This is a genomic window from Porphyromonas sp. HMSC077F02 (assembly GCF_001815465.1).
Classification (GTDB): domain Bacteria; phylum Bacteroidota; class Bacteroidia; order Bacteroidales; family Porphyromonadaceae; genus Porphyromonas_A; species Porphyromonas_A somerae.
In genome coordinates this window covers 662-20,049 of the sequence record NZ_KV820665.1, presented here as the reverse complement: position 1 = coordinate 20,049, position 19,388 = coordinate 662, and the positions used below count along the sequence as shown (strand labels likewise).

Genomic DNA, 19,388 nt, shown 5'->3' with positions numbered 1-19,388 from the left:
ACCTGCGAGGAGAAGGTTGGGAAGAGGAATAGACTGCAAACTACTACCCCGAAGGGGTTGCACTTTGATATTCATAGTTTATTGTGACTGTTGCACGAAGGCGAACTGCTTCGTTGCTCTCGGAATTCGGCCTCGGTCACGTACGTGAGTACGCTCCCTTCAGCCCCGGTGGGGCCTTGGTGCCCTGCGTGCACCTTGCCCTCATCCTCAGGCCTTGCATCTCATCCTTCGTGCAACATTCTCAAGATATCAAATGGCCCTAAATTGGAGTCCAAAATAATCGGTGTATCAAACGATTCTGTTTCTTACCTAAAGTATTTCTATTTGGTACGTAAAATAAAAATGTTTTGCGTACCAAATAAATCTGCTGAATACTTAGGGGTTTCGCATTAGTAAATCCCTAATGCGAAACCCCTGAGGGTGGGGCGGTGATGGTCTGATATCTGTACAATTATTGGTATGTTTGTGTAGTTAGGTGTACACCATGCAAATGATAATAACGTTAGAGATATAAATGAAACGAATACTTTACTACAGCATCATTATGGGGATATTTACAATGCTTTTTGGATCGTGCCAAGCATCACAAAAGATAGAGACGGTGGACTCTGCTACATTCAAAGAACGAATTAGCGGGGCTTCAGAGGTACAGCTTCTTGATGTCCGTACTGCGGAAGAATTTGCCGAGGGGCATCTAGAGTCTGCGATCAATATTGATGTGCAGGGCCCAAGCTTTACGAAAAAGGTAAGTGAGCAACTAGACAAGAGCCAGCCAATTTATCTCTACTGTCGTTCGGGCAAGAGGAGTATGATGGCCGCCAAGGAACTAGAAAAGGAGGGCTACAGCATCGTCAATCTCAAGGACGGTATACTTGGGTGGTTAGATGCAGGCTATCCGGTTTTGAAGTAGCTCTATTATTGTGTGTACCCTCAAGATGGAGCTGGGGTTACGCCATTAGAAAGGTCTTACTGTATGGTATTCGTAGGGGGGAGGCTATGGGGTAAGGATCTTCGAGGTCCTTACTAGAGGGCGATTAATCGGGGGTGACTTATCGGACAAGTCGGACAGATCGGATAAGTCGGACAGATCGGATAAGTCGGACGGGTCAGACAAGTCGGACGTGGTGGACGAGCGAAAAGTTTATTTGCAACTCTAATGCGTACCCATAAGTTCTCGGACTGTACTAAGGCTATCTAATTGAAAAGAGGTATATTTGCACATTAATTAAATCAAGAGTAAAAAGATGGCGAGAGCCATCTACAAATAACGATAACTTGTATGGGTAGCAACAAACGATTTGCCGAACATAGCGGACTGAACTTATCAGATATCAATAAAGATATGCTTGCGAAGTGGCAGGCTGAAGATCTTTTCAAGGCTTCCCTAGCTGAGAGAGCAGGGGCACCTAGGTTTATCTTTTACGAAGGACCTCCTTCCGCCAATGGCATGCCGGGAATCCATCACGTCATGGCACGTACTATCAAGGATCTATTTTGTCGGTACAAGACTATGAAGGGGTACCTAGTAGAGCGTAAAGCTGGCTGGGATACTCATGGGCTACCTGTGGAGCTTGGTGTGGAGAAACGTCTGCACATTACCAAGGCCGATATCGGAAGTAAAATCAGTGTAGAGGAGTACAATCAGGCTTGCCGTGAGGAGGTGATGAAGTACACTGCTGAGTGGCGTAGCCTCACGGAGAAGATGGGCTATTGGGTGGATATGGATCACCCCTACATCACCTACGACAATCGCTATATTGAGACCCTCTGGTACCTACTCAAGCAACTCTACGAGAAGGGATTGCTCTACAAGGGGTACACCATTCAGCCCTATTCGCCGGCTGCAGGTACTGGGCTTAGCTCTCACGAGCTGAATCAGCCAGGCACCTACCGAGATGTAAAGGATACGATGGCGACGGTGATGTTTGAGATCAAAGAGCCTGCAAAAGAGCTGACTGCACACGGCACGGCTTACTTTATCGCTTGGACCACCACCCCTTGGACTTTGCCAAGTAATACAGCGCTTGCTGTAGGACCAAAGATTGAATATGTGGCTGTACAGACCTACAACCCCTATTCATTAGAGCCGATGACTGCTATTTTGGCGAAGCCACTACTCTCGGCATACTTCAACCCAGAAGGGGCGGAGCTACCTATGGAGATGCCCGAAAAGGGGGCGAAAGTGATGCCTTATCGAGTAATCAAGACCTATACTGGTAGTGACCTAGAGGGAATGATGTACCAGCCACTTTTCTCTTGGGTAAACCCTGGGGAGGGTGCATATAGAGTGATTACTGGTGACTTTGTATCGACAGAAGATGGTACGGGTATTGTACACATTGCACCTACGTTTGGTGCTGATGACCAAAAGGTGGCGAATGCCCATGGGGTGCCAGCTCTGATGCTACTTGATAAGGAGGGTAAAGAGCGTCCAATGGTGGACCTACAAGGTAAGTACTTCCTCCTTGAGGAACTAGACCCTGACTTCGTAAGTGAGAAGATGGATGCCAAGGCGTATCAAGAGTTTGAGGGTAGATTTGTAAAGAATAGCTACGATGAGCAGCTCACCGATAAGGATGAGACGCTCGACATATCTATCTGTATGCAGCTGAAGCAGCGTGGGCTTGCCTTTAAGATTGAAAAGCAGAGCCACAGCTACCCTCATTGCTGGCGTACCGATAAGCCAATTCTTTACTACCCATTGGATAGTTGGTTTATCCGCAGTACCGCCCTTAAGGAGCGTATGCAGGAGCTAAATAACACTATTTATTGGAAGCCTGCAAGTACAGGAGCTGGTCGCTTTGGTATGTGGCTGCAAAATCTTCAGGATTGGAACCTAAGCCGCTCTCGCTACTGGGGCACCCCACTGCCTATTTGGCGGACAGAGGATGGGCGTGAGGAGCTCTGTATTGGCTCGGTAGAGGAGCTCAAAAAAGAGATAGATAAATCGGTTGCTAAGGGGCTGATGAAGCAGAACCCTTATGCTGGATTTGTGGTGGGCGATAATAGTAGCGACAATTATGGAAGTATTGAGCTACACCGCCCTTATGTAGATGAGATTGTACTGGTGAGTGCCTCAGGGCAGCCTATGTACCGTGAGAAGGATCTCATTGACGTTTGGTTTGACTCTGGTGCGATGCCTTATGCTCAATTGCACTACCCATTTGAAAATAAGGAGCTGATTGATGACCACGGCTTCTATCCGGCCGACTTTATTGCCGAAGGAGTGGATCAGACTCGTGGGTGGTTCTTTACGCTCCACGCCATCAGCACCATGATTTTTGATAGTGTCGCCTTTAAGAATGTCATCTCCAATGGATTGGTATTGGATAAGAATGGCAATAAGATGAGTAAGCGCCTAGGCAATGGCGTAGACCCATTTGGGGCGATTGAGGAGAAGGGGTCTGACCCGCTCCGATGGTATATGATTAGTAACTCATCTCCATGGGATAACCTCCGCTTTGATATGGATGGGGTGGACGAGGTGCAGCGTAAGTTCTTCGGGACTCTCTTCAATACCTATTCATTCTTTGCACTCTATGCCAATATTGACCATTTTGACCCAGAGAGTGAGGCGATTCCTTACGAAAAACGACCAGAGCTAGACCGCTGGATTATCTCGGCTCTCAATAGCTTGATTAAGGAGGTAACTACTGACTTGGACGACTATGAGCCAACCAAGGCAGCACGTGCGATCTCGGACTTTGTAAATGATCAATTGAGCAATTGGTATGTGCGACTAGCACGTAAGCGCTTCTGGGGTGGGGGTATGAGCGAGGATAAAGTCTCTGCTTACCAAACCTTATACCACTGTCTGGTGACCGTTGCGAAGCTCATCGCTCCGGTGTCGCCTTTCTATGCAGATCGTCTGTATCGTGACCTTACCAATGGTGATAGATCGGTTCATCTCACGGCCTTCCCCGAAGCGGATGAAACACTGATCCACAAGGGACTAGAGGAGTCGATGGACTATGCACAGCGAATCAGCAGTATGGTGCTAGCACTTCGCCGTCGTATGGATATCAAGGTGCGTCAGCCACTCTCTAAGTTTTTAGTGCTTACCGACGATGCGGTAGCACGCGAAGCAATTGACAGGGTGAAGGAGCTGATCCTTAATGAGGTGAATGTAAAGGAACTGGTGTTTGCCGATACTTCGGCCGATGTGGTTCAGCGTAAGATTAAGCCCAACTTCAAGGCTTTAGGCCCTGTCTTTGGCAAGGAGATGAAGCAAGTAGCAGCCTATCTCGGAGGGTTGTCGAATAAAGATATTATTGACTTCCAGAATAATGGGAAGTTGGAGTACCTTGGCAAGGAGATTCTCCTAGACCAAGTAGAGGTGATCTCTGATGATGTGCCAGGTTGGCTGGTACAGAATGAGGGCGCCATTACAGTGGCACTTGATGAGACGATCACTCCCGAACTACGACTTGAGGGATTGGCAAGGGAGCTGGTGAATAGAATTCAGAATATCCGTAAGGCGAAGGACTTCAACGTATCGGATAAGATAAATATTGTACTCGAGAATAATAGTCAGATCGAGGAGGTGCTCAAAGCTCATCACGACTATATCGCCACCCAAGTGCAAGCTTTGGAGATCACGATGAGAGATCTCCATAATGAGGGTGAGCCACTAGACCTAGATGAGGAGGTGAGCCTCTCCATTCTGATTAATAAAGCTGAGTAAGTTAAGAACGTTTTGAATAGAGATAGAGATATGGAAAAGAATAGCTACAGTCCGGAGGAACTACAAGAATTCCGCGAGATAATAGAGAAGAAGCTAGCTAAGGCACGTCGCAACTATGACCTACTGGTCTCTACGCTGGATACGAATGATGGTAACGATATTACCGATACCACCCCTACGTATAAAAACCTTACAGAGAGTGCGATGCTCCTCTCAAAGCAGGAGACTGCAAGCCAAGCAGCAAGGCAGCAGAAGTTTATTAAGAACCTTGAGGCGGCACTTGTGAGAATTGAGAATGGCACTTACGGGATCTGTAGAGCTACAGGAAAGCTTATCCCCAAGGAGCGGCTTCGTGCTGTGCCTCACGCTACACTAAGTATAGAGGCCAAGGAGTCGGGACATAAGTAATAGGGAAGTCTTTTATGGTTCGTTCAACCACAATGGCTTTAGATGCACGCTACACTACAAAGTCGCGTGCGTGGATAGCTATTCTATTTGCTCTCGCACTGCTACTTATAGACCAGGCTATCAAGATATGGATCAAAACCCACTTGATGCTTGGTGAGAGCATTCATGTGACCGATTGGTTTTACCTCTATTTCACTGAAAACCCGGGGATGGCATTTGGATGGGAGGTGATAGATAAGCTATTCCTCACGATATTCCGCATAATGGCGAGTGTAGCCATTGCGTGGTTGGTAGCTAAAATCATCAAGGGTCGGTACTCTATTGGTTTCCTACTCTGTATGGTAGCTATCTTTTCAGGGGCAGTCGGTAATATCATTGACTCCATTTTCTATGGAAAGATATTCTCACATAGTTATGGACAGATAGCTACCTTATTTCCCGAGGGAGGAGGGTATGCCAATTGGCTTTACGGCAAAGTGGTTGATATGTTTTACTTCCCTATCATCAATACCACTTGGCCAGAGTGGATGCCTTTTTGGGGCGGACAGGAATTGGTATTCTTCAGACCGATATTCAACTTTGCGGATGCTTGCATCTCTGTAGGGGTTGTCTGTCTCATCCTTTTTTATGCCCATTCATTTAGCCATCTGCTAGGCGGTTCGAAGAGTGTGGAAGAGGATAAAGTTGCCACTAAAGAAGATGAAGAGGCTTAGACTGGGCACCATATTTCTTTTACTGATGCTCCTAATGACTCAGTGCCAAAAGCCATTTGATGTCTTAGGAGAGAAGAAAATGAGAGCCATCACTAAGGATCTGATTCTCACTGAGGCTTACTTACAGCAGAATAATTACTCTGACTCTATTGCAATTTCATCCTACGAAGGGGTGTTTAAGAAGCATGGGGTAACTCGTGCCGAGTACGACTCTTCATTCGTCTGGTACTCTGCCAATGCCCACAAATTATCCGACATCTATACGCAAATCAATGCCGAATTGGAGGCTTCAAAAGCCGTGGTGGATACTTTTCTTACCGACTCTATACATAAATATAGAGTGCGGTTTGAGCCAGGGGAGAGCTTTTGGTCCACAGACAAACGGCTCTACATTCCTGCTAAGGAGAGACTGTTTATATATACTCAGTCAATATACAATAGTGAGGATCTACAGCCCTCAGACTCACTGCTCTGGAGTGCTATAGGGGTGGGGGAGTTACCCGATACGCTTGATATAGAAGTGCAGTTGCTGATCGTAAATCAAGATGGGTATCGGTTTGATAAAATAAAGGGTTCGCAAATATCAACCTCATTGTTAACTAATTCGCTTCGTCTGGAGAGCAGATTACTTCTACCCGATAGTCTGCCCCCAAATCCTCGCTTCACGCTTTTCCTAAAATTGCAGAAAAGTAATCACCCCCTTTACCTTCAGCAGATATCTTTAGCCAAGAAGGAAGAGGAATTGCGAACTAGTGAGGAATCTAATGAGCCCGAGAACGAAGAGACAGCAAATGATGAGGCACTCCCTGTAGAAAACCAACAAGAATTAGAGCCAGAAGAGCCACTAGAAGCCAATTAGCCCCACTTTCAGTACGAACAAAGTATAATTTTTCTTATTATAGCAAATTATCGTTGGTAGGGAATAATATTATTTGTAGCTTTGAAAAAATACAGAGCTTTGCTCTGATAACCTATAATAGCGACGGAAGAGATAATAAGTAGTTTATGGACAATAAAATTCAAGAGTTAGCCGAGAAGATTTACAAGGATGGCGTAGCTAAAGCTGATGCCGAAGCAGGTCAAATCGTAGCTAATGCTGAGCGTTCGAGCAAAGCAGTGGTGGAGAAGGCGGAAGAAAAAGCCAAAGCCATTATAGCCAATGCCACAGCAGAAGCAGAGCAAATCAGGAAACAATCTGTTACTGAGGTGAAGAATATGGTTAATGGCGCAGAGGAGTCTCTTCTCCTTAAGATTACCGACTTGGTCAATAGTAAGGCGGTCAAAGCAGCCATTGATGAGACTTTTGCTAAGCCTGAGTCTCTATACCAGGTGGTATTGGAAATGGCTAAGCAGACCCTTAATGATAACTCAAAGGGGGTAGAGATCACCACTAGCGATGCAGAGGCATTGGAGAGCTATATCCGATCTAAGGCCAAAGAGGTGCTTGATAATGGAGTAACGATTAAGGAGGTGGCTGGTAAGGCAGCTAACTTTGATATCTCTCCAGAGGGGGCAGACTACAAGATAAATGTAAGCAAAGAGGCATTTACGAAGTACTTCACAGAATTTATGCGTCCACGTATGCGTGAAATCTTATTTGGGGGAGAGAAGAACGCATAACCTGATTGAAGAAGGACAGACCATGAGTGAATACTATACACTAGGGGCTCAACTTCCGATGCTCAAAAAGGGCGACTATCGCAATCATGCCCTCACCAGTAAAGACTTTGTAGATATCCTCCTAAAGCAGGCAACCAAGCGAGATCGCCGACAGGTGGAGTTGCTTCTCTTAAGAGAAGACAACGCCCTCCTTTTGCAACTCCTTCGTGATAGTTCCGCAACTGAAGAGGAGGGTAAACTCTATGTACTTGGTGAGGAGAAATTGAGGACTTTGATTGACTCGATAAGTAAGCGATTAGAGGCAGAGCGTAATGCAGTGACCATTTACCAAGAGCTTGAGTACCCTCGACTACCTAAAGGCGTCTATCCCCAATATATGATTGACTTCGTTACTACCTACCTTAAGGAGCAGATGGAGGGGGTCAAGCAGTCCTATTTTTATAGCGATCTACTTTTGATGGGATATGCCGACTATATTCAGAAGCATGGCAATAGTTTTTTACGCAAATGGTTTGCTTTGGAGTATGATATCGCAGCCATATTTGCAGTCATAACTGCTGACCAATTCAAGCTAAAAAGGGAGCAATATATTCTTGGTACGCGCCCCCTTCATCAGCTCTTACGAGAGGGCAATTGGCATGAAATTGCCTACTTGCCAGAGGGTGAGATGGTTGAGACGATGCGTAAGATCGCCGATGAGAAGGACTTGGCTATCCGAGAGGAGAGAATTGATGAATACAAGTGGGACCTGCTAGATGAGGTAACCTTTACAGACATTTTCTCAATCAATGCAATGCTCACCTATCTGCTGAAGCTTCAGATACTTGAGCGTTGGGAGAAGCTTGATAAGGTTCAAGGTGAGCAACGCTTCAAGACGATTGTAGCCACTCTTAATGGTGAATTTAGAGAGGAGATGCAAGACTTCAAAAGAGAGCTCAAGCAGGTAGCTAAGGCGAAGAGAATAGATGTAAAGCACACACACGAAAGTTGATAGATAAATAAACACAAGATACAAATGAAAACAACCGGCAAGGTGATAGGAGTGGTCTCCAACCTCGTGACCATCCTCGCAGACGGCCCAGTAGCACAAAACGAGATCTGCTACGTGACAGTGAAAGGGCGTGACCTGATGGCAGAGGTAATTAAGGTGGAGGGAAATCATGCCATTGTGCAAGTATTTGAGAGCACGCGTGGTATGCGTGTGGGTGATATAGCTACTTTCGAGCAACATATGTTGGAAGTACAGCTAGGTCCAGGTATGCTATCAAAGAATTATGATGGTCTTCAAAATGACCTCGATAAGATGGAAGGCGTCTTCCTGAGTCGTGGTCAGTATACCGACCCTCTGGATCGGGAGAAGCTTTGGGCTTTTAAGCCACTTGCCAAAGTGGGAGATAGTGTGGAAGCCGCTAGTTGGTTAGGGGAGGTAGATGAGAACTTCCAGCCCCACAAAATTATGGTGCCTTTCGTTTTTGAAGGGAGCTACACCGTTAAGAGCATTGTCCCCGAAGGAGAGTACAATGTAGATCACGTGATTGCTGTACTTCAGGATGCTGATGGCAACGACCATGATGTGACGATGGTACAGCGTTGGCCAGTAAAGAAAGCCAATAATGCCTATCAAGAGAAGCCAAGACCTTTTAGGCTGCTCGAGACTGGGGTGCGTGTCATTGATACCATGAATCCAATTGTGGAGGGAGGTACAGGATTTATCCCTGGTGCATTTGGTACAGGAAAGACGGTGCTTCAGCACGCAATCTCTAAACAGGCCGAGGCAGATATCGTGATTATGGCAGCCTGTGGTGAGCGTGCCAATGAGGTGGTGGAGATATTTAAGGAGTTCCCTGAGCTAGAGGACCCTCATACAGGTCGTAAGTTGATGGAGCGTACCATCATCGTCGCCAATACCTCCAATATGCCTGTGGCCGCACGTGAGGCTTCAGTATACACCGCTATGACCATGGCAGAGTATTATAGAAGCATGGGACTGAAAGTACTTCTTATGGCCGACTCTACTTCACGATGGGCACAAGCACTCCGTGAGATGTCCAATCGACTAGAGGAGCTTCCGGGACCTGATGGATTCCCTATGGACCTTTCGGCTATCATCGCCAACTTCTATGCACGTGCCGGCTTTGTCTACCTTAATAATGGCAAGACCGGATCCATCACCTTTATTGGTACTGTTTCCCCTGCGGGTGGTAACCTAAAGGAGCCTGTGACGGAGAATACCCAAAAGGTAGCTCGATGCTTCTATGCTCTTGAGCAGGACCGTGCCGACCGTAAGCGTTACCCTGCAGTCAATCCTATTGAGAGTTACTCTAAGTACATAGAGTATCCAGAGTTTAGAGAGGATATCTCTAAGCGTGCTGGTGAGGGTTGGCTTGACCTTGTAGAAGAGGCAAAACGACGTATGCTGAGAGGTCGTGAAGTGGCTGAGCAAATCAATATCTTGGGCGATGATGGTGTGCCACTAGACCACCACGAGACCTTCTGGAAGTCGGAGTTGATTGACTTTATCATCTACCAGCAAGATGCATTCGACGATATCGACCAGATTACTCCCCTTGAGCGTCAGGGATTTATGATGAGGCTAGTGATGGGCATCTGTGCTAAGAACTTTGCCTTTGACAACTTTGAAGAGGTCTCTGACTTCTTTAAGCGATTAATCAACCTGCTGAAGCAGATGAACTACTCTGAGTATAAGAGTGAGCAATTTGAGAAGTACTTGGCGGAGGCGAACCAATTGGTAGCCAACCAAAGTGAAGAGGGAGCAGAGTAAAACTTTTTGAAAGAGATAGTAAAAGTATGGCAACAACAGCTTTTCAGAAGATATATACCAAGGTGACTAAAATCACCAAAGCAACCTGTACCCTCAATGCTAAGGATGTCGGATTTGATGAGTTAGCTCTCGTTAATGGCAAGCTAGCTCAGGTGGTGCGAATATATGGTGATGAGGTAACCCTTCAGATATTTAGAGGAACAGAAGATATCCCTACCAATGCTGAGGTGATATTTCTAGGTCACGCTCCTGCTCTAAAAGTGAGTGAGCAGCTTGCTGGGCGTTTCTTCAATGCCTATGGCGAGCCCATCGATGGCGGACCTGAGGTGGAGGGGCGTGAAGTAGAGATTGGTGGCCCATCTGTCAACCCTGTTAGACGTGAGCAACCTTCGGAGTTAATCGCTACTGGTATTTCAGGTATCGACCTCAACAACTCCCTTGTGACGGGTCAAAAGATTCCATTCTTTGCCGACCCCGACCAGCCTTACAACCAAGTTATGGCTACGGTGGCGATGCGTGCGGAGTCTGATAAGATCATCCTCGGAGGTATGGGCCTGACCAATGATGACTACCTCTACTTCCGTAATACATTCCAAAATGCTGGTGCCCTTGACCGTATCGTGAGTTTCGTCAATACCACTGAGGATCCATCAGTTGAGCGACTATTGATCCCTGATATGGCTCTGACTGCTGCTGAGTACTTTGCAGTAGAGAAAAAAGAAAAAGTACTGGTGCTTCTTACTGATATGAGTAACTACGCCGATGCCTTGGCAATCGTCTCTAATAAGATGGACCAGATCCCATCCAAGGACTCTATGCCAGGCTCTCTCTATTCTGACCTTGCTAAGATCTACGAGAAAGCGGTGCAATTCCCCGACGGTGGTTCTATCACTATTATTGCTGTCACTACTCTATCAGGTGGAGATATTACCCATGCTGTGCCAGATAACACTGGATATATCACTGAGGGCCAGCTCTATCTAAGACATGATAGCGATGTGGGTAAGGTGATTGTGGACCCATTCAGAAGCTTGTCGCGACTTAAGCAATTGGTGATTGGAAAAAAGACAAGAGAGGATCATCCACAAGTGATGAATGCCTCTGTGCGACTATATGCTGATGCGGCCAATGCACAAACAAAGCAGGAGAATGGATTTGACCTTACCGATTATGACCAGCGGGCTCTAGCCTTTGCTCGAGAGTACTCAAGAAATTTGCTTTCTATTGATGTCAATATTGATACTACAGAGATGCTTGATACTGCTTGGTCTCTCTTTGCAGAGCACTTTACACCTGCCGAGGTAAATATCCGCCAAGAGTTTGTAGATAAGTATTGGCCTAATAGTGCTCAATAAGGGCTCTTAGGAGATAGAGATAATGGCTATAAAATTTCAATACAATAAGACCTCACTACAAGAGCAACGCAAGCAACTTAAGGTTCGCGAAAGAGCTCTCCCTACCATTAAGAGTAAGGAGAGTGCCCTCCGAATGGAGGTGAAGCGAACCAAAGACCATGTGGAAGCGATGGAGCGGAAACTAGAAGAGAGTATGCAGAGCTTTGATAGTATGGTAGCCCTTTGGAATGAGTTTGATCCCTCTATAGTCCAAGTGAATGATGTGGAGATCCATATCAAGCGATTTGCGGGCGTGCAGATACCGGAGCTTGGAGAGATTGACTTTGAAGTGCACCCCTTTAGTCTGTTGACTACTCCATCGTGGTTTATGGAGGGGACACAGCTCATTAAATCTATGGCGACCATTGGGATAGAAGCAGAGGTCGGACGCATCAAGCTAGACTTGCTGGATCATGCTCGTAGGAAGACCACTCAAAAGGTTAATCTCTTTGAGAAGGTGCAGATACCTGGCTACCAAGATGCTATTCGCAAAATCAAGCGCTACTTAGAGGATGAGGAGTCACTCTCTAAGGCGTCACAAAAGATAATGCGAGCCAATATAGAGGAAAAAGCTAAAGAAAGGAAAGGAGAAGAGCTATGATTGAAACAATGAAGCGGTATTCCTACTTTGTTTACGAGCCAGAATACCAATCTTTTCTGAAGCAACTACGTGCACTTGGAGTGGTACACATTAAGGAGCGTACCAATCCAAAGGAGATAGCCTCTTTTGCTCAAAATCTACAGAAGCAGGAGGATATCAAGCAACTCAAGCAACGGCTCACTACCTTCCGCAATGGTCATCCATTGGCAGAAGGGGAGACGAGAGATGATATTGCTCACGACCAGCTCCCTAAGGAGGTGCTAGAGGAATATACCCTCTATACTGAGAGCTATAAGGAGACCCTTGACAAGCTACAGGAGCTGTCCGATCAGTTGATGTTAGTTGAGCAAAAGCAAAAGGAGCTAGAGGTCTGGGGTGACTTTGATCTTAAGCTCATTGCCAAGCTACGTGAGTCAGGCCATCACCTCCACTTTTGGGTGGCTCAGCAAAATAGCTATGACCCAGCGTGGGAAGAAGCATATCAAGCTATTAAAATAGCTGACCAAGGGCGATATATATACTTCGTTACGGTTTCTCCTACAGAGGCACCTCCTACATTAGAGGGTGCAGATCTTCAGAAGCTGCCAAAGGAGAGTCTCAGCCATCTGAGGCATGATGAGGAATTGCTACACGAAAAGAAGCAGTTGCTGGAGAATACCCAAAAGTATTTAGCTTATCATCCAGAGGTCCTTGACGAGGAGATGGCAACGCTGCTTAACACTTACAATATGAGCAATGCCAATCTTCAAGGAGAGCGGCTTTATGGCGATAAGTTGGTGATCCTTGAAGGGTGGGTGCCTGAGAGAATTGCTAAGGAGATGGAGCAAAACCTTCAGGATAGTGGCGTTGCCTTTACTGAACTGGAGGTAGGTGATGAGAGCGAAGTGCCAATCAAGTTGCATAATAATCGCTTTGCTAAAGCTTTTGAGCCAATAGTGGAGTTGTTTTCTCTGCCTAATTATGGAGAGCTTGACCCAACTCCCTATATTGCTCCATTCTTTATGATCTTTTTTGGTATCTGTTTTGGTGATGCCGGCTATGGTTTGCTCACCTTTATTGTGGCTACCATCTTGAAGCGTAAGGCTAAGGAGTCCAAGAAGATGCTTCTAGAACTGATTCAATGGCTAGGAATTGGTGGACTAGTAATGGGATTTTTGAGTGGCTCTTTCTTCGGCATTGAGCTGGTCAAAGTGCCTTTCCTCGCCTCGATCAAGGAGTACTTCATCTCGTCCGAGAATATGATGGTGATCTCACTGGCACTCGGTGTGATACAGATCATCTTTGCTAAGTATATCGGAGCACTAAAGCGGACCAAGCAGGTTGGCTTTAAGCATGCCCTCTCTTCATACGCATGGCCTACTCTAATCATTGCAGCGGGACTGCTCTTTGGATTGCCAATGGTAGATATCACCCTACCTCAGTGGCTAGAGTATGTATTGTATGGCTTTGTGGGGATCTGTGTACTACTTGTACTCTTCTACAATAGCCCTGGCAAAAACATATTCGTCAACTTTGGGGCTGGATTGTGGGATACGTACAATGCGGCAACTGGTCTATTGGGAGATACCCTCTCCTATATCCGCCTATTTGCTATCGGACTTACGGGAGCTGTGCTAGGTGGCGTCTTTAACCAACTTGCTGGGATGGCCACTGCTGGGCTACCAATATTCCTGGCAATACCTATTGGAGCTGTTATTCTCCTGATTGGTCATGGCATCAATTTTGCACTGACCACCATCGGAGCACTGGTACACCCTATACGATTGATATTTGTGGAGTATTTTAATAACTCGCAATACGAAGGAGGCGGAAAAGCTTACAATCCTCTTCGAGAGATCAAATCAAATGAAGAGTAAGTGGGATAATTGAGAAACAACAAAAGAATTTATATACAACTAAGACAAACAACTTCTTATGGAATTAAACTTAATCTTAGCATACCTCGGCATCTTTATGATGGTAGGTGTCAGCGGTATTGGTAGTGCGTACGGACTTTTTTACACAGGTCAAGCGGTGATCGGAGCAATGCGCAAAGACCCTACCCAAATGGGTAAGTATATCGGTCTTTCTGCTCTTCCCTCTTCACAGGGTCTTTATGGATTTATCGGCTACTTCTTTGCAGTTAGTAAGATTACTCCTGAGATGACGTTCCAAACCGCGATTGGAATACTCATCCTTGGACTGCTTCTTGGTATCGTAGGAGTTGCTTCTGCCAATAGACAGGGTCGTATCCTTGCCAATGGTATCGCAGCAACAGCTGATGGTCACGATGTATTCGCCGCAACTATGGTGATGGCTGTGTTCCCTGAGCTATACTCCATCCTATCACTCTTGGTGAGCATATTGGTTCTAGGTACAATCTAGTCTTAGAGCACCACAATAATTATAGATCCCTCACTTGCCTTTTGACAAGTGAGGGATCTTGTTTTTCCCACTTTTCCCCCCTCACTGTGATGAGATGTCTACGATGGTCGAATGTAACTTTCTCAAGGTTGGCGTGTAAGAGTTACACTTGTCCCATATTGTCTGAGAATGTTTCATGGGAATTTTATGAATATCGAATTACAATGAAATATGGACTGTAGGGAGTGAATTTGTAAATGCTTGATAACCAGGCGTATATTTTGGCGTTTCCCGAGTTGCAACAAAGTAATCGGTTAGTTGCAACAAAGCAAATGCTTTGTTACAACTCAACTTTTGCTCTCCTAACTAGAACGTGAGGCTTCGTGCATCAGTCTCTGTATTGTTGGAGACTGTTGCACGAAGGCGATCTGCGGCGTTGCTATCGGAATTCGGGTTAGGTCACGTACGTGAGTACGCTCCCTTCGCCCTCATCCTCAGCGCCTTGCATCTCATCCTTCGTACAAGGTCTCAGCACATTTTGAAGCAAATGTGCGAGAATGGCACTTCGTGCAACATTCTCTGTTGATAAGTTTTCCTTTACCAGGAGGATTATTTCAGTGGGGATTAATTGGCGATAAAAAGGGAGTAGGCTTTTTGGGTGAAGCTGGTAGGGGTGATATGGAGGGTGGCGGTAAGCTCTTGGACGTGGAGAAATATGGTGTCTGTGGAAGCTATCAGGCAATTAGCTTGGTAGGTATTGGTGCTGTCTATTTGCGTGATGCCAAGGAGTGTGGCATTGATAACCCTATCATCTGCTTGTAGCTGAATGGGAATGTCGGATATGTTCATTAGGTTACTGGGCAGCTCCTCTTGGAGATTTAGTAGGAGGACCCCCTCTATACTGTCGTTGGAGGGGCTTAGGTCTCTGAGCGTAGCTGTACCATTTACCTTCCGCTCGTAGGGCAGTAAGTAGGTGGTGACTATGATGCCAGCTAGTGCAAGGGCAATGAGTGAAAGTCCTACTGCGGTAAGGCTAGAGGGTACTTTGCCTACAATATCTATCTCTTTATTACTTTTCATGGTTATACTCCTTAAGTGCTTGTCTGTAGTATTCACCTTTCTTCTCCATAAGCTGTTGGTGGGTACCTTGCTCTATAATCCGACCCTTGCTGAGGTATATGATTTGATCGGCTTGCTGAATGGTAGCTAGTTGATGGGCGATCACAATGATAGTTTTACCCTCTGATTGGTGATAAATCTGCTCTATCAATTGGGTGGCTCTATCTTTATTAAGATGACTAGTAGCTTCGTCTAAAAGTAGTATGTCTGGCTCTTTGTAGAGCATCCTTGCGATGAGTATTCTCTGTTTTTGCCCTTCGCTCACTCCTTGCCCTTCTCCGCCTATGAGGGTGTTAATATCATTGGGAAGCTGGGCAATCCAGTCGGTGAGACCCACTAACTGGATGACTTCTTGTAGTCGTTTTTCATCGGGTTGTATATTGGTAGGGGCGATATTCTTTGCCACGGTATCGGAGAATAGGTAGCCATCTTGCATCACTACTCCGCATTGGGCACGCCACCACTCTAGGCTGTATTGATCTAGAGGTTTGGCTCCTAGTTTTATCTCTCCACTTGAGGCTTGGTAATACCCTAAAAGTAACTTGAGCAGGGTGGTTTTGCCACTTCCGCTTGGCCCTACGATGGCGGTAACCTTGCCGTGAGGTATGGTGAGTGAGATGTCGTGTAGGGTGTCTCTTGGGCTATTAGGTAGATACTTGAAGGAGAGATGGCTTAGGTGGATATCGCTTTCTATTGGTCCTCTGGTGCGGAAAAAGGTATCGCTATCTTCATCCCCATGGTGGTGAATCTTTTGGATCCTATCAAGGCTGATGCAGACATCTTGCCAAGAGTAGATAAATCCAATGAGTTGCTCTACGGGGCTATTGAGTTGCCCGACGATGGACTGGATGGCTAGCATCATACCGAGTGTTAGGTCTCCATTGATGACGGCTGTAGCGGAGATAATGGTGATGATGACGTTGCTGATCTCTCTGATGGCGGTGCAGCCAGCGGCCTGAGTTTGTTGGAGGTTGAGGCTATTGAGATGGACTTTGAAGAGACCCGCTTGAGCATGCTCCCACTCCCACCGCTTTGGCTGTTCGCAACCTTGTAGTTTTATTTCTTGCATGCCATTGATGAGCTGGTAAGTGACGTTGCTATTTTTGCTCTCCTTTTCGAAGAGCTGGTAATCTAGTTGCTTCCGCTTTTTGAGGAAAAGGACTTTCCAAACGACATAAACTACAGTTCCAGCAATGAAAACGAGGAAGATACCCCATTGATATAGGGCGAGGACAGTGCTGAATAGTAGAAATGTGAAGAGGGAGTAGAGAAAGCTGATAGGGCTATAGGTGAGGAAGTTTTGCACCCGCTGATTGTCTTCAATCCTTTGGAGGAGATCACCTAATTGTCGCTGATCAAAGAAGGCGATAGGGAGTCTCATCAGCTTGATGAAGAAGTCGGAGATGAGCGATATATTGAGACGGCAAGCGATATGAAGTAAGATGACATCTCGGTAGAGGTCTATTGCGGTACGACTGAATACCAGCATTAGTTGAGCGATGAGTATGAGCCATACAAAGCTGATTTGCCGCTGCCCGATACCATAGTCGACTACTGCCTGTGTGAGAAATGGCAAGAGCAGCTGAAGTAGTGCTACAACCCATAGACCTAGCATAATCTGGATAAAGAGGGAGCGGTATCGCTGTAGGTAGCTCCAGAGGAAGGCGAGTTTGCTTTTGGTGACCTTTGGTGATTGTAGCAATGGTGATGGCTCTAGTAGTAGTGCAGCACCAAGACCTCCTTTGCCCCAGTATGTGAGGAAGTCGCTCTCGTCATAGCTTTGGTAGGCTTCTCTAGAGTTGCCAGGGTCAATGATATGGTATGTACGCTCTTTTCTCCACTTTTTGCTTACCTTCTCAAGTAGCACAAAGCCACCATTACTCCATGGAATGATACAAGGAAGCTGGACTTGGGTGGCCAGTTTCTCTTTTGAGATGTGACCTCCGATACTTCTCAGCCCTAGGCTTTCGGCATGCTTGGCAAGGGTAGTGAGGGTGCTTGACACTTTCTGCTCGAAAAAGGATGAGGGTAGAGTGATGTGATAGTGGGTTGCCACCATAGCTAGGCAGGCCAAACCGCTATCTCCATTGGTCGCGCATGAGGTGATCAATCTGTTCTTTTTCATAACGAATCGTTTGGAAGTTCAAAGTTAATCATTTTTAGAGGTTATTCTTGTGGCGGATGCCAACAATTTTGCTACCTTTGCCAAACGAAAGAAATTATTAATATTATCGCTAGATAGTCGTGGAGAGATTTGTGCTTGCTTGCAACCACGGTAAAAAATGCTAAATGAGTGACCCTACCAGTCACTGTATCTTCTGACGGACTGGTTTTTGACACCCCTTTAGCTATCTGTTGAGAGTTCTTGCCTCGTCTATTTGGCCTTATATAAGACAGATGGTTTTATTATGAGTTATTTATTTACTTCAGAGTCGGTAAGTGAGGGACATCCTGACAAAGTAGCCGACCAAATTTCGGATGCAATCCTGGACCAGTTCCTTGCTTTTGATGAGGAGAGTAAGGTGGCATGTGAGACCCTCGTGACCACTGGACAGGTGATGATTTCGGGTGAGTTTTCATCGCAGGCTTATGTGGATATCCCATCGGTAGTGAGAGGGGTGATCAATGATATTGGTTACAATAAGGCGGAGTATCTCTTCGATGGCAATTCGTGTGGTATCCTCACGGCAATTAAGGAGCAGAGCCCTGATATTCACCGTGGAGTGGTGCGTCAGGAGCTTGCAGAGCAAGGTGCTGGCGACCAAGGGATGATGTTTGGGTATGCCACTAAGGAGAGTGACAACTATATGCCACTCCCTATTGAGCTATCTCATACAATCCTTCAGGAGCTCTCTCGTATCCGTAAGGAGGAGCCAGACTTGATGCCTTACCTTCGCCCCGATGCTAAAAGTCAGGTGACGCTAGAGTACAACCTTGACCGTACCCCTGAGCGTGTGCATACAATTGTGGTGAGTACACAGCACGATGACTTTGTGAAGCCTCATGCGGGGCTTTCGCAGGAGGAGGCTGATAGGATCATGCAGGAACAGATAAAGCGTGATATCCACTCTATTTTGCTCCCTCGAGTGGTGGAGAAGTATTCGCCAGAGGTGCAGAAGCTTTTTGATAATAAGGTGATCCTTCACGTCAATCCAACTGGTAAGTTTGTGATCGGTGGTCCTGCTGGAGATACGGGGTTAACGGGTCGTAAGATTATTGTGGATACCTATGGCGGGAAGTCGTCGCACGGTGGTGGTGCCTTTAGTGGAAAGGATAGTTCGAAGGTAGATAGATCGGCAGCCTATGCAGCACGCTTCCTCGCTAAGAACCTTGTGGCTGCTGGTGTGGCTGATGAGGTGAAGATACAGGTGGCTTATGCGATTGGTATTGCGGAGCCGGTGAGTCTCTTTGTGGATACTTATGGGCGTAGCAATGTGGGGTATAGTGACTCTGAAATTGCTAGGAAGCTACTTGAGATCTATGACCTTCGCCCTTACAGTATCGTGGAGTCGCTTAAGCTGAAGCACCCTATCTATAGGGAGACATCGGCCTATGGTCACATGGGGCGTACGCCTCGTAGTGTGATAAAGCATTTTGATGACCCATACGGACAGGCTGTGGATAAGGAGGTGGAGCTCTTTACTTGGGAGCAGCTGTCGTTGGTTGATGAGATGAAGAAAGCTTTCTTCTAAGAGACTGTTGCACGAAGGCGATCTGCTGCGTT

At 46.3% G+C, this 19,388-nt stretch carries 15 protein-coding genes; 13 read left to right on the top strand and 2 right to left on the bottom strand.

Going from position 1 to position 19,388, the window contains the following annotated elements:
* Window positions 1-514 precede the first annotated feature (514 nt).
* From HMPREF3027_RS04410 to HMPREF3027_RS04355, 12 genes are all read left to right on the top strand, one after another.
* The gene (locus tag HMPREF3027_RS04410; protein ID WP_070707260.1) at window positions 515-910 is read left to right on the top strand and encodes a rhodanese-like domain-containing protein; all 396 of its coding nucleotides are present in this window, start codon (window positions 515-517) and stop codon (window positions 908-910) included.
* A 369-nt stretch (window positions 911-1,279) separates the two neighbouring features.
* The gene (ileS, locus tag HMPREF3027_RS04405; RefSeq protein ID WP_070707259.1) at window positions 1,280-4,684 is read left to right on the top strand and encodes an isoleucine--tRNA ligase; all 3,405 of its coding nucleotides are present in this window, start codon (window positions 1,280-1,282) and stop codon (window positions 4,682-4,684) included.
* Window positions 4,685-4,714: 30 nt separating this feature from the next.
* Entirely contained in the window at window positions 4,715-5,092 is a 378-nt protein-coding gene (locus HMPREF3027_RS04400) for a TraR/DksA family transcriptional regulator (RefSeq protein ID WP_018027994.1), read from the top strand.
* 14 nt (window positions 5,093-5,106) lie between these two features.
* Entirely contained in the window at window positions 5,107-5,805 is a 699-nt protein-coding gene (locus HMPREF3027_RS04395; RefSeq protein WP_246830526.1) for a lipoprotein signal peptidase, read from the top strand.
* A complete protein-coding gene (locus HMPREF3027_RS04390) occupies window positions 5,792-6,664 on the top strand; it encodes a DUF4296 domain-containing protein (protein ID WP_070707257.1) in 873 nt (290 codons plus the stop codon). Before HMPREF3027_RS04395 ends, HMPREF3027_RS04390 begins: the two co-directional genes overlap by 14 nt.
* Window positions 6,665-6,810: 146 nt before the next feature.
* Window positions 6,811-7,425, top strand: coding sequence for a hypothetical protein (locus HMPREF3027_RS04385; protein WP_070707256.1), 615 nt, complete (start codon window positions 6,811-6,813; stop codon window positions 7,423-7,425).
* A 22-nt stretch (window positions 7,426-7,447) separates the two neighbouring features.
* Window positions 7,448-8,416, top strand: coding sequence for a DUF2764 family protein (locus tag HMPREF3027_RS04380; RefSeq protein WP_083317506.1), 969 nt, complete (start codon window positions 7,448-7,450; stop codon window positions 8,414-8,416).
* 24 nt (window positions 8,417-8,440) lie between these two features.
* Window positions 8,441-10,207: a V-type ATP synthase subunit A gene (locus tag HMPREF3027_RS04375; RefSeq protein ID WP_070707254.1), complete on the top strand. Its 1,767-nt coding sequence runs from the start codon at window positions 8,441-8,443 to the stop codon at window positions 10,205-10,207.
* Window positions 10,208-10,233: 26 nt separating this feature from the next.
* On the top strand, window positions 10,234-11,562 hold the full coding sequence (locus HMPREF3027_RS04370) for a V-type ATP synthase subunit B (RefSeq protein ID WP_018027988.1): 1,329 nt from the start codon (window positions 10,234-10,236) through the stop codon (window positions 11,560-11,562).
* A gap of 22 nt (window positions 11,563-11,584) precedes the next feature.
* Window positions 11,585-12,202, top strand: coding sequence for a V-type ATP synthase subunit D (locus HMPREF3027_RS04365; protein WP_018027987.1), 618 nt, complete (start codon window positions 11,585-11,587; stop codon window positions 12,200-12,202).
* Window positions 12,199-14,058, top strand: a complete 1,860-nt coding sequence (locus tag HMPREF3027_RS04360; RefSeq protein WP_070707253.1) for a V-type ATP synthase subunit I — start codon at window positions 12,199-12,201, stop codon at window positions 14,056-14,058. Before HMPREF3027_RS04365 ends, HMPREF3027_RS04360 begins: the two co-directional genes overlap by 4 nt.
* 58 nt (window positions 14,059-14,116) lie before the next feature.
* Window positions 14,117-14,566 carry an ATP synthase subunit C gene (locus HMPREF3027_RS04355; RefSeq protein ID WP_021903543.1) on the top strand — a complete coding sequence of 150 codons (450 nt, stop codon included), beginning with the start codon at window positions 14,117-14,119 and terminating at the stop codon, window positions 14,564-14,566.
* 603 nt (window positions 14,567-15,169) lie between these two features.
* On the opposite strand, the gene HMPREF3027_RS04350 is transcribed toward HMPREF3027_RS04355, so the two are convergent.
* Complete coding sequence (locus HMPREF3027_RS04350; protein ID WP_070707252.1) at window positions 15,170-15,625, bottom strand: hypothetical protein; 456 nt, start codon at window positions 15,623-15,625, stop codon at window positions 15,170-15,172.
* Window positions 15,615-17,789, bottom strand: a complete 2,175-nt coding sequence (locus tag HMPREF3027_RS04345; protein WP_070707251.1) for a peptidase domain-containing ABC transporter — start codon at window positions 17,787-17,789, stop codon at window positions 15,615-15,617. The genes HMPREF3027_RS04350 and HMPREF3027_RS04345 overlap by 11 nt, the downstream gene beginning before the upstream one ends.
* Before the next feature lie 283 nt (window positions 17,790-18,072).
* Between HMPREF3027_RS04345 and metK the strand changes: the two genes are divergently transcribed.
* Window positions 18,073-19,356 carry a methionine adenosyltransferase gene (metK, locus tag HMPREF3027_RS04340; protein WP_070707250.1) on the top strand — a complete coding sequence of 428 codons (1,284 nt, stop codon included), beginning with the start codon at window positions 18,073-18,075 and terminating at the stop codon, window positions 19,354-19,356.
* Window positions 19,357-19,388 lie beyond the last annotated feature (32 nt).

Excerpts from the sequence above, each read along its gene's own strand:
- HMPREF3027_RS04385 (WP_070707256.1), top strand. The coding sequence starts at position 6,811 with ATGGACAATAAAATTCAAGAGTTAGCCGAGAAGATTTACAAGGATGGC.
- HMPREF3027_RS04390 (WP_070707257.1), top strand. The coding sequence starts at position 5,792 with ATGAAGAGGCTTAGACTGGGCACCATATTTCTTTTACTGATGCTCCTA.
- HMPREF3027_RS04350 (WP_070707252.1), bottom strand. The coding sequence starts at position 15,625 with ATGAAAAGTAATAAAGAGATAGATATTGTAGGCAAAGTACCCTCTAGC.
- ileS (WP_070707259.1), top strand. The coding sequence starts at position 1,280 with ATGGGTAGCAACAAACGATTTGCCGAACATAGCGGACTGAACTTATCA.
- HMPREF3027_RS04395 (WP_246830526.1), top strand. The coding sequence starts at position 5,107 with ATGGTTCGTTCAACCACAATGGCTTTAGATGCACGCTACACTACAAAG.
- HMPREF3027_RS04380 (WP_083317506.1), top strand. The coding sequence starts at position 7,448 with ATGAGTGAATACTATACACTAGGGGCTCAACTTCCGATGCTCAAAAAG.
- HMPREF3027_RS04410 (WP_070707260.1), top strand. The coding sequence starts at position 515 with ATGAAACGAATACTTTACTACAGCATCATTATGGGGATATTTACAATG.
- HMPREF3027_RS04375 (WP_070707254.1), top strand. The coding sequence starts at position 8,441 with ATGAAAACAACCGGCAAGGTGATAGGAGTGGTCTCCAACCTCGTGACC.
- HMPREF3027_RS04400 (WP_018027994.1), top strand. The coding sequence starts at position 4,715 with ATGGAAAAGAATAGCTACAGTCCGGAGGAACTACAAGAATTCCGCGAG.
- HMPREF3027_RS04370 (WP_018027988.1), top strand. The coding sequence starts at position 10,234 with ATGGCAACAACAGCTTTTCAGAAGATATATACCAAGGTGACTAAAATC.
- HMPREF3027_RS04365 (WP_018027987.1), top strand. The coding sequence starts at position 11,585 with ATGGCTATAAAATTTCAATACAATAAGACCTCACTACAAGAGCAACGC.
- HMPREF3027_RS04345 (WP_070707251.1), bottom strand. The coding sequence starts at position 17,789 with ATGAAAAAGAACAGATTGATCACCTCATGCGCGACCAATGGAGATAGC.
- metK (WP_070707250.1), top strand. The coding sequence starts at position 18,073 with ATGAGTTATTTATTTACTTCAGAGTCGGTAAGTGAGGGACATCCTGAC.
- HMPREF3027_RS04355 (WP_021903543.1), top strand. The coding sequence starts at position 14,117 with ATGGAATTAAACTTAATCTTAGCATACCTCGGCATCTTTATGATGGTA.
- HMPREF3027_RS04360 (WP_070707253.1), top strand. The coding sequence starts at position 12,199 with ATGATTGAAACAATGAAGCGGTATTCCTACTTTGTTTACGAGCCAGAA.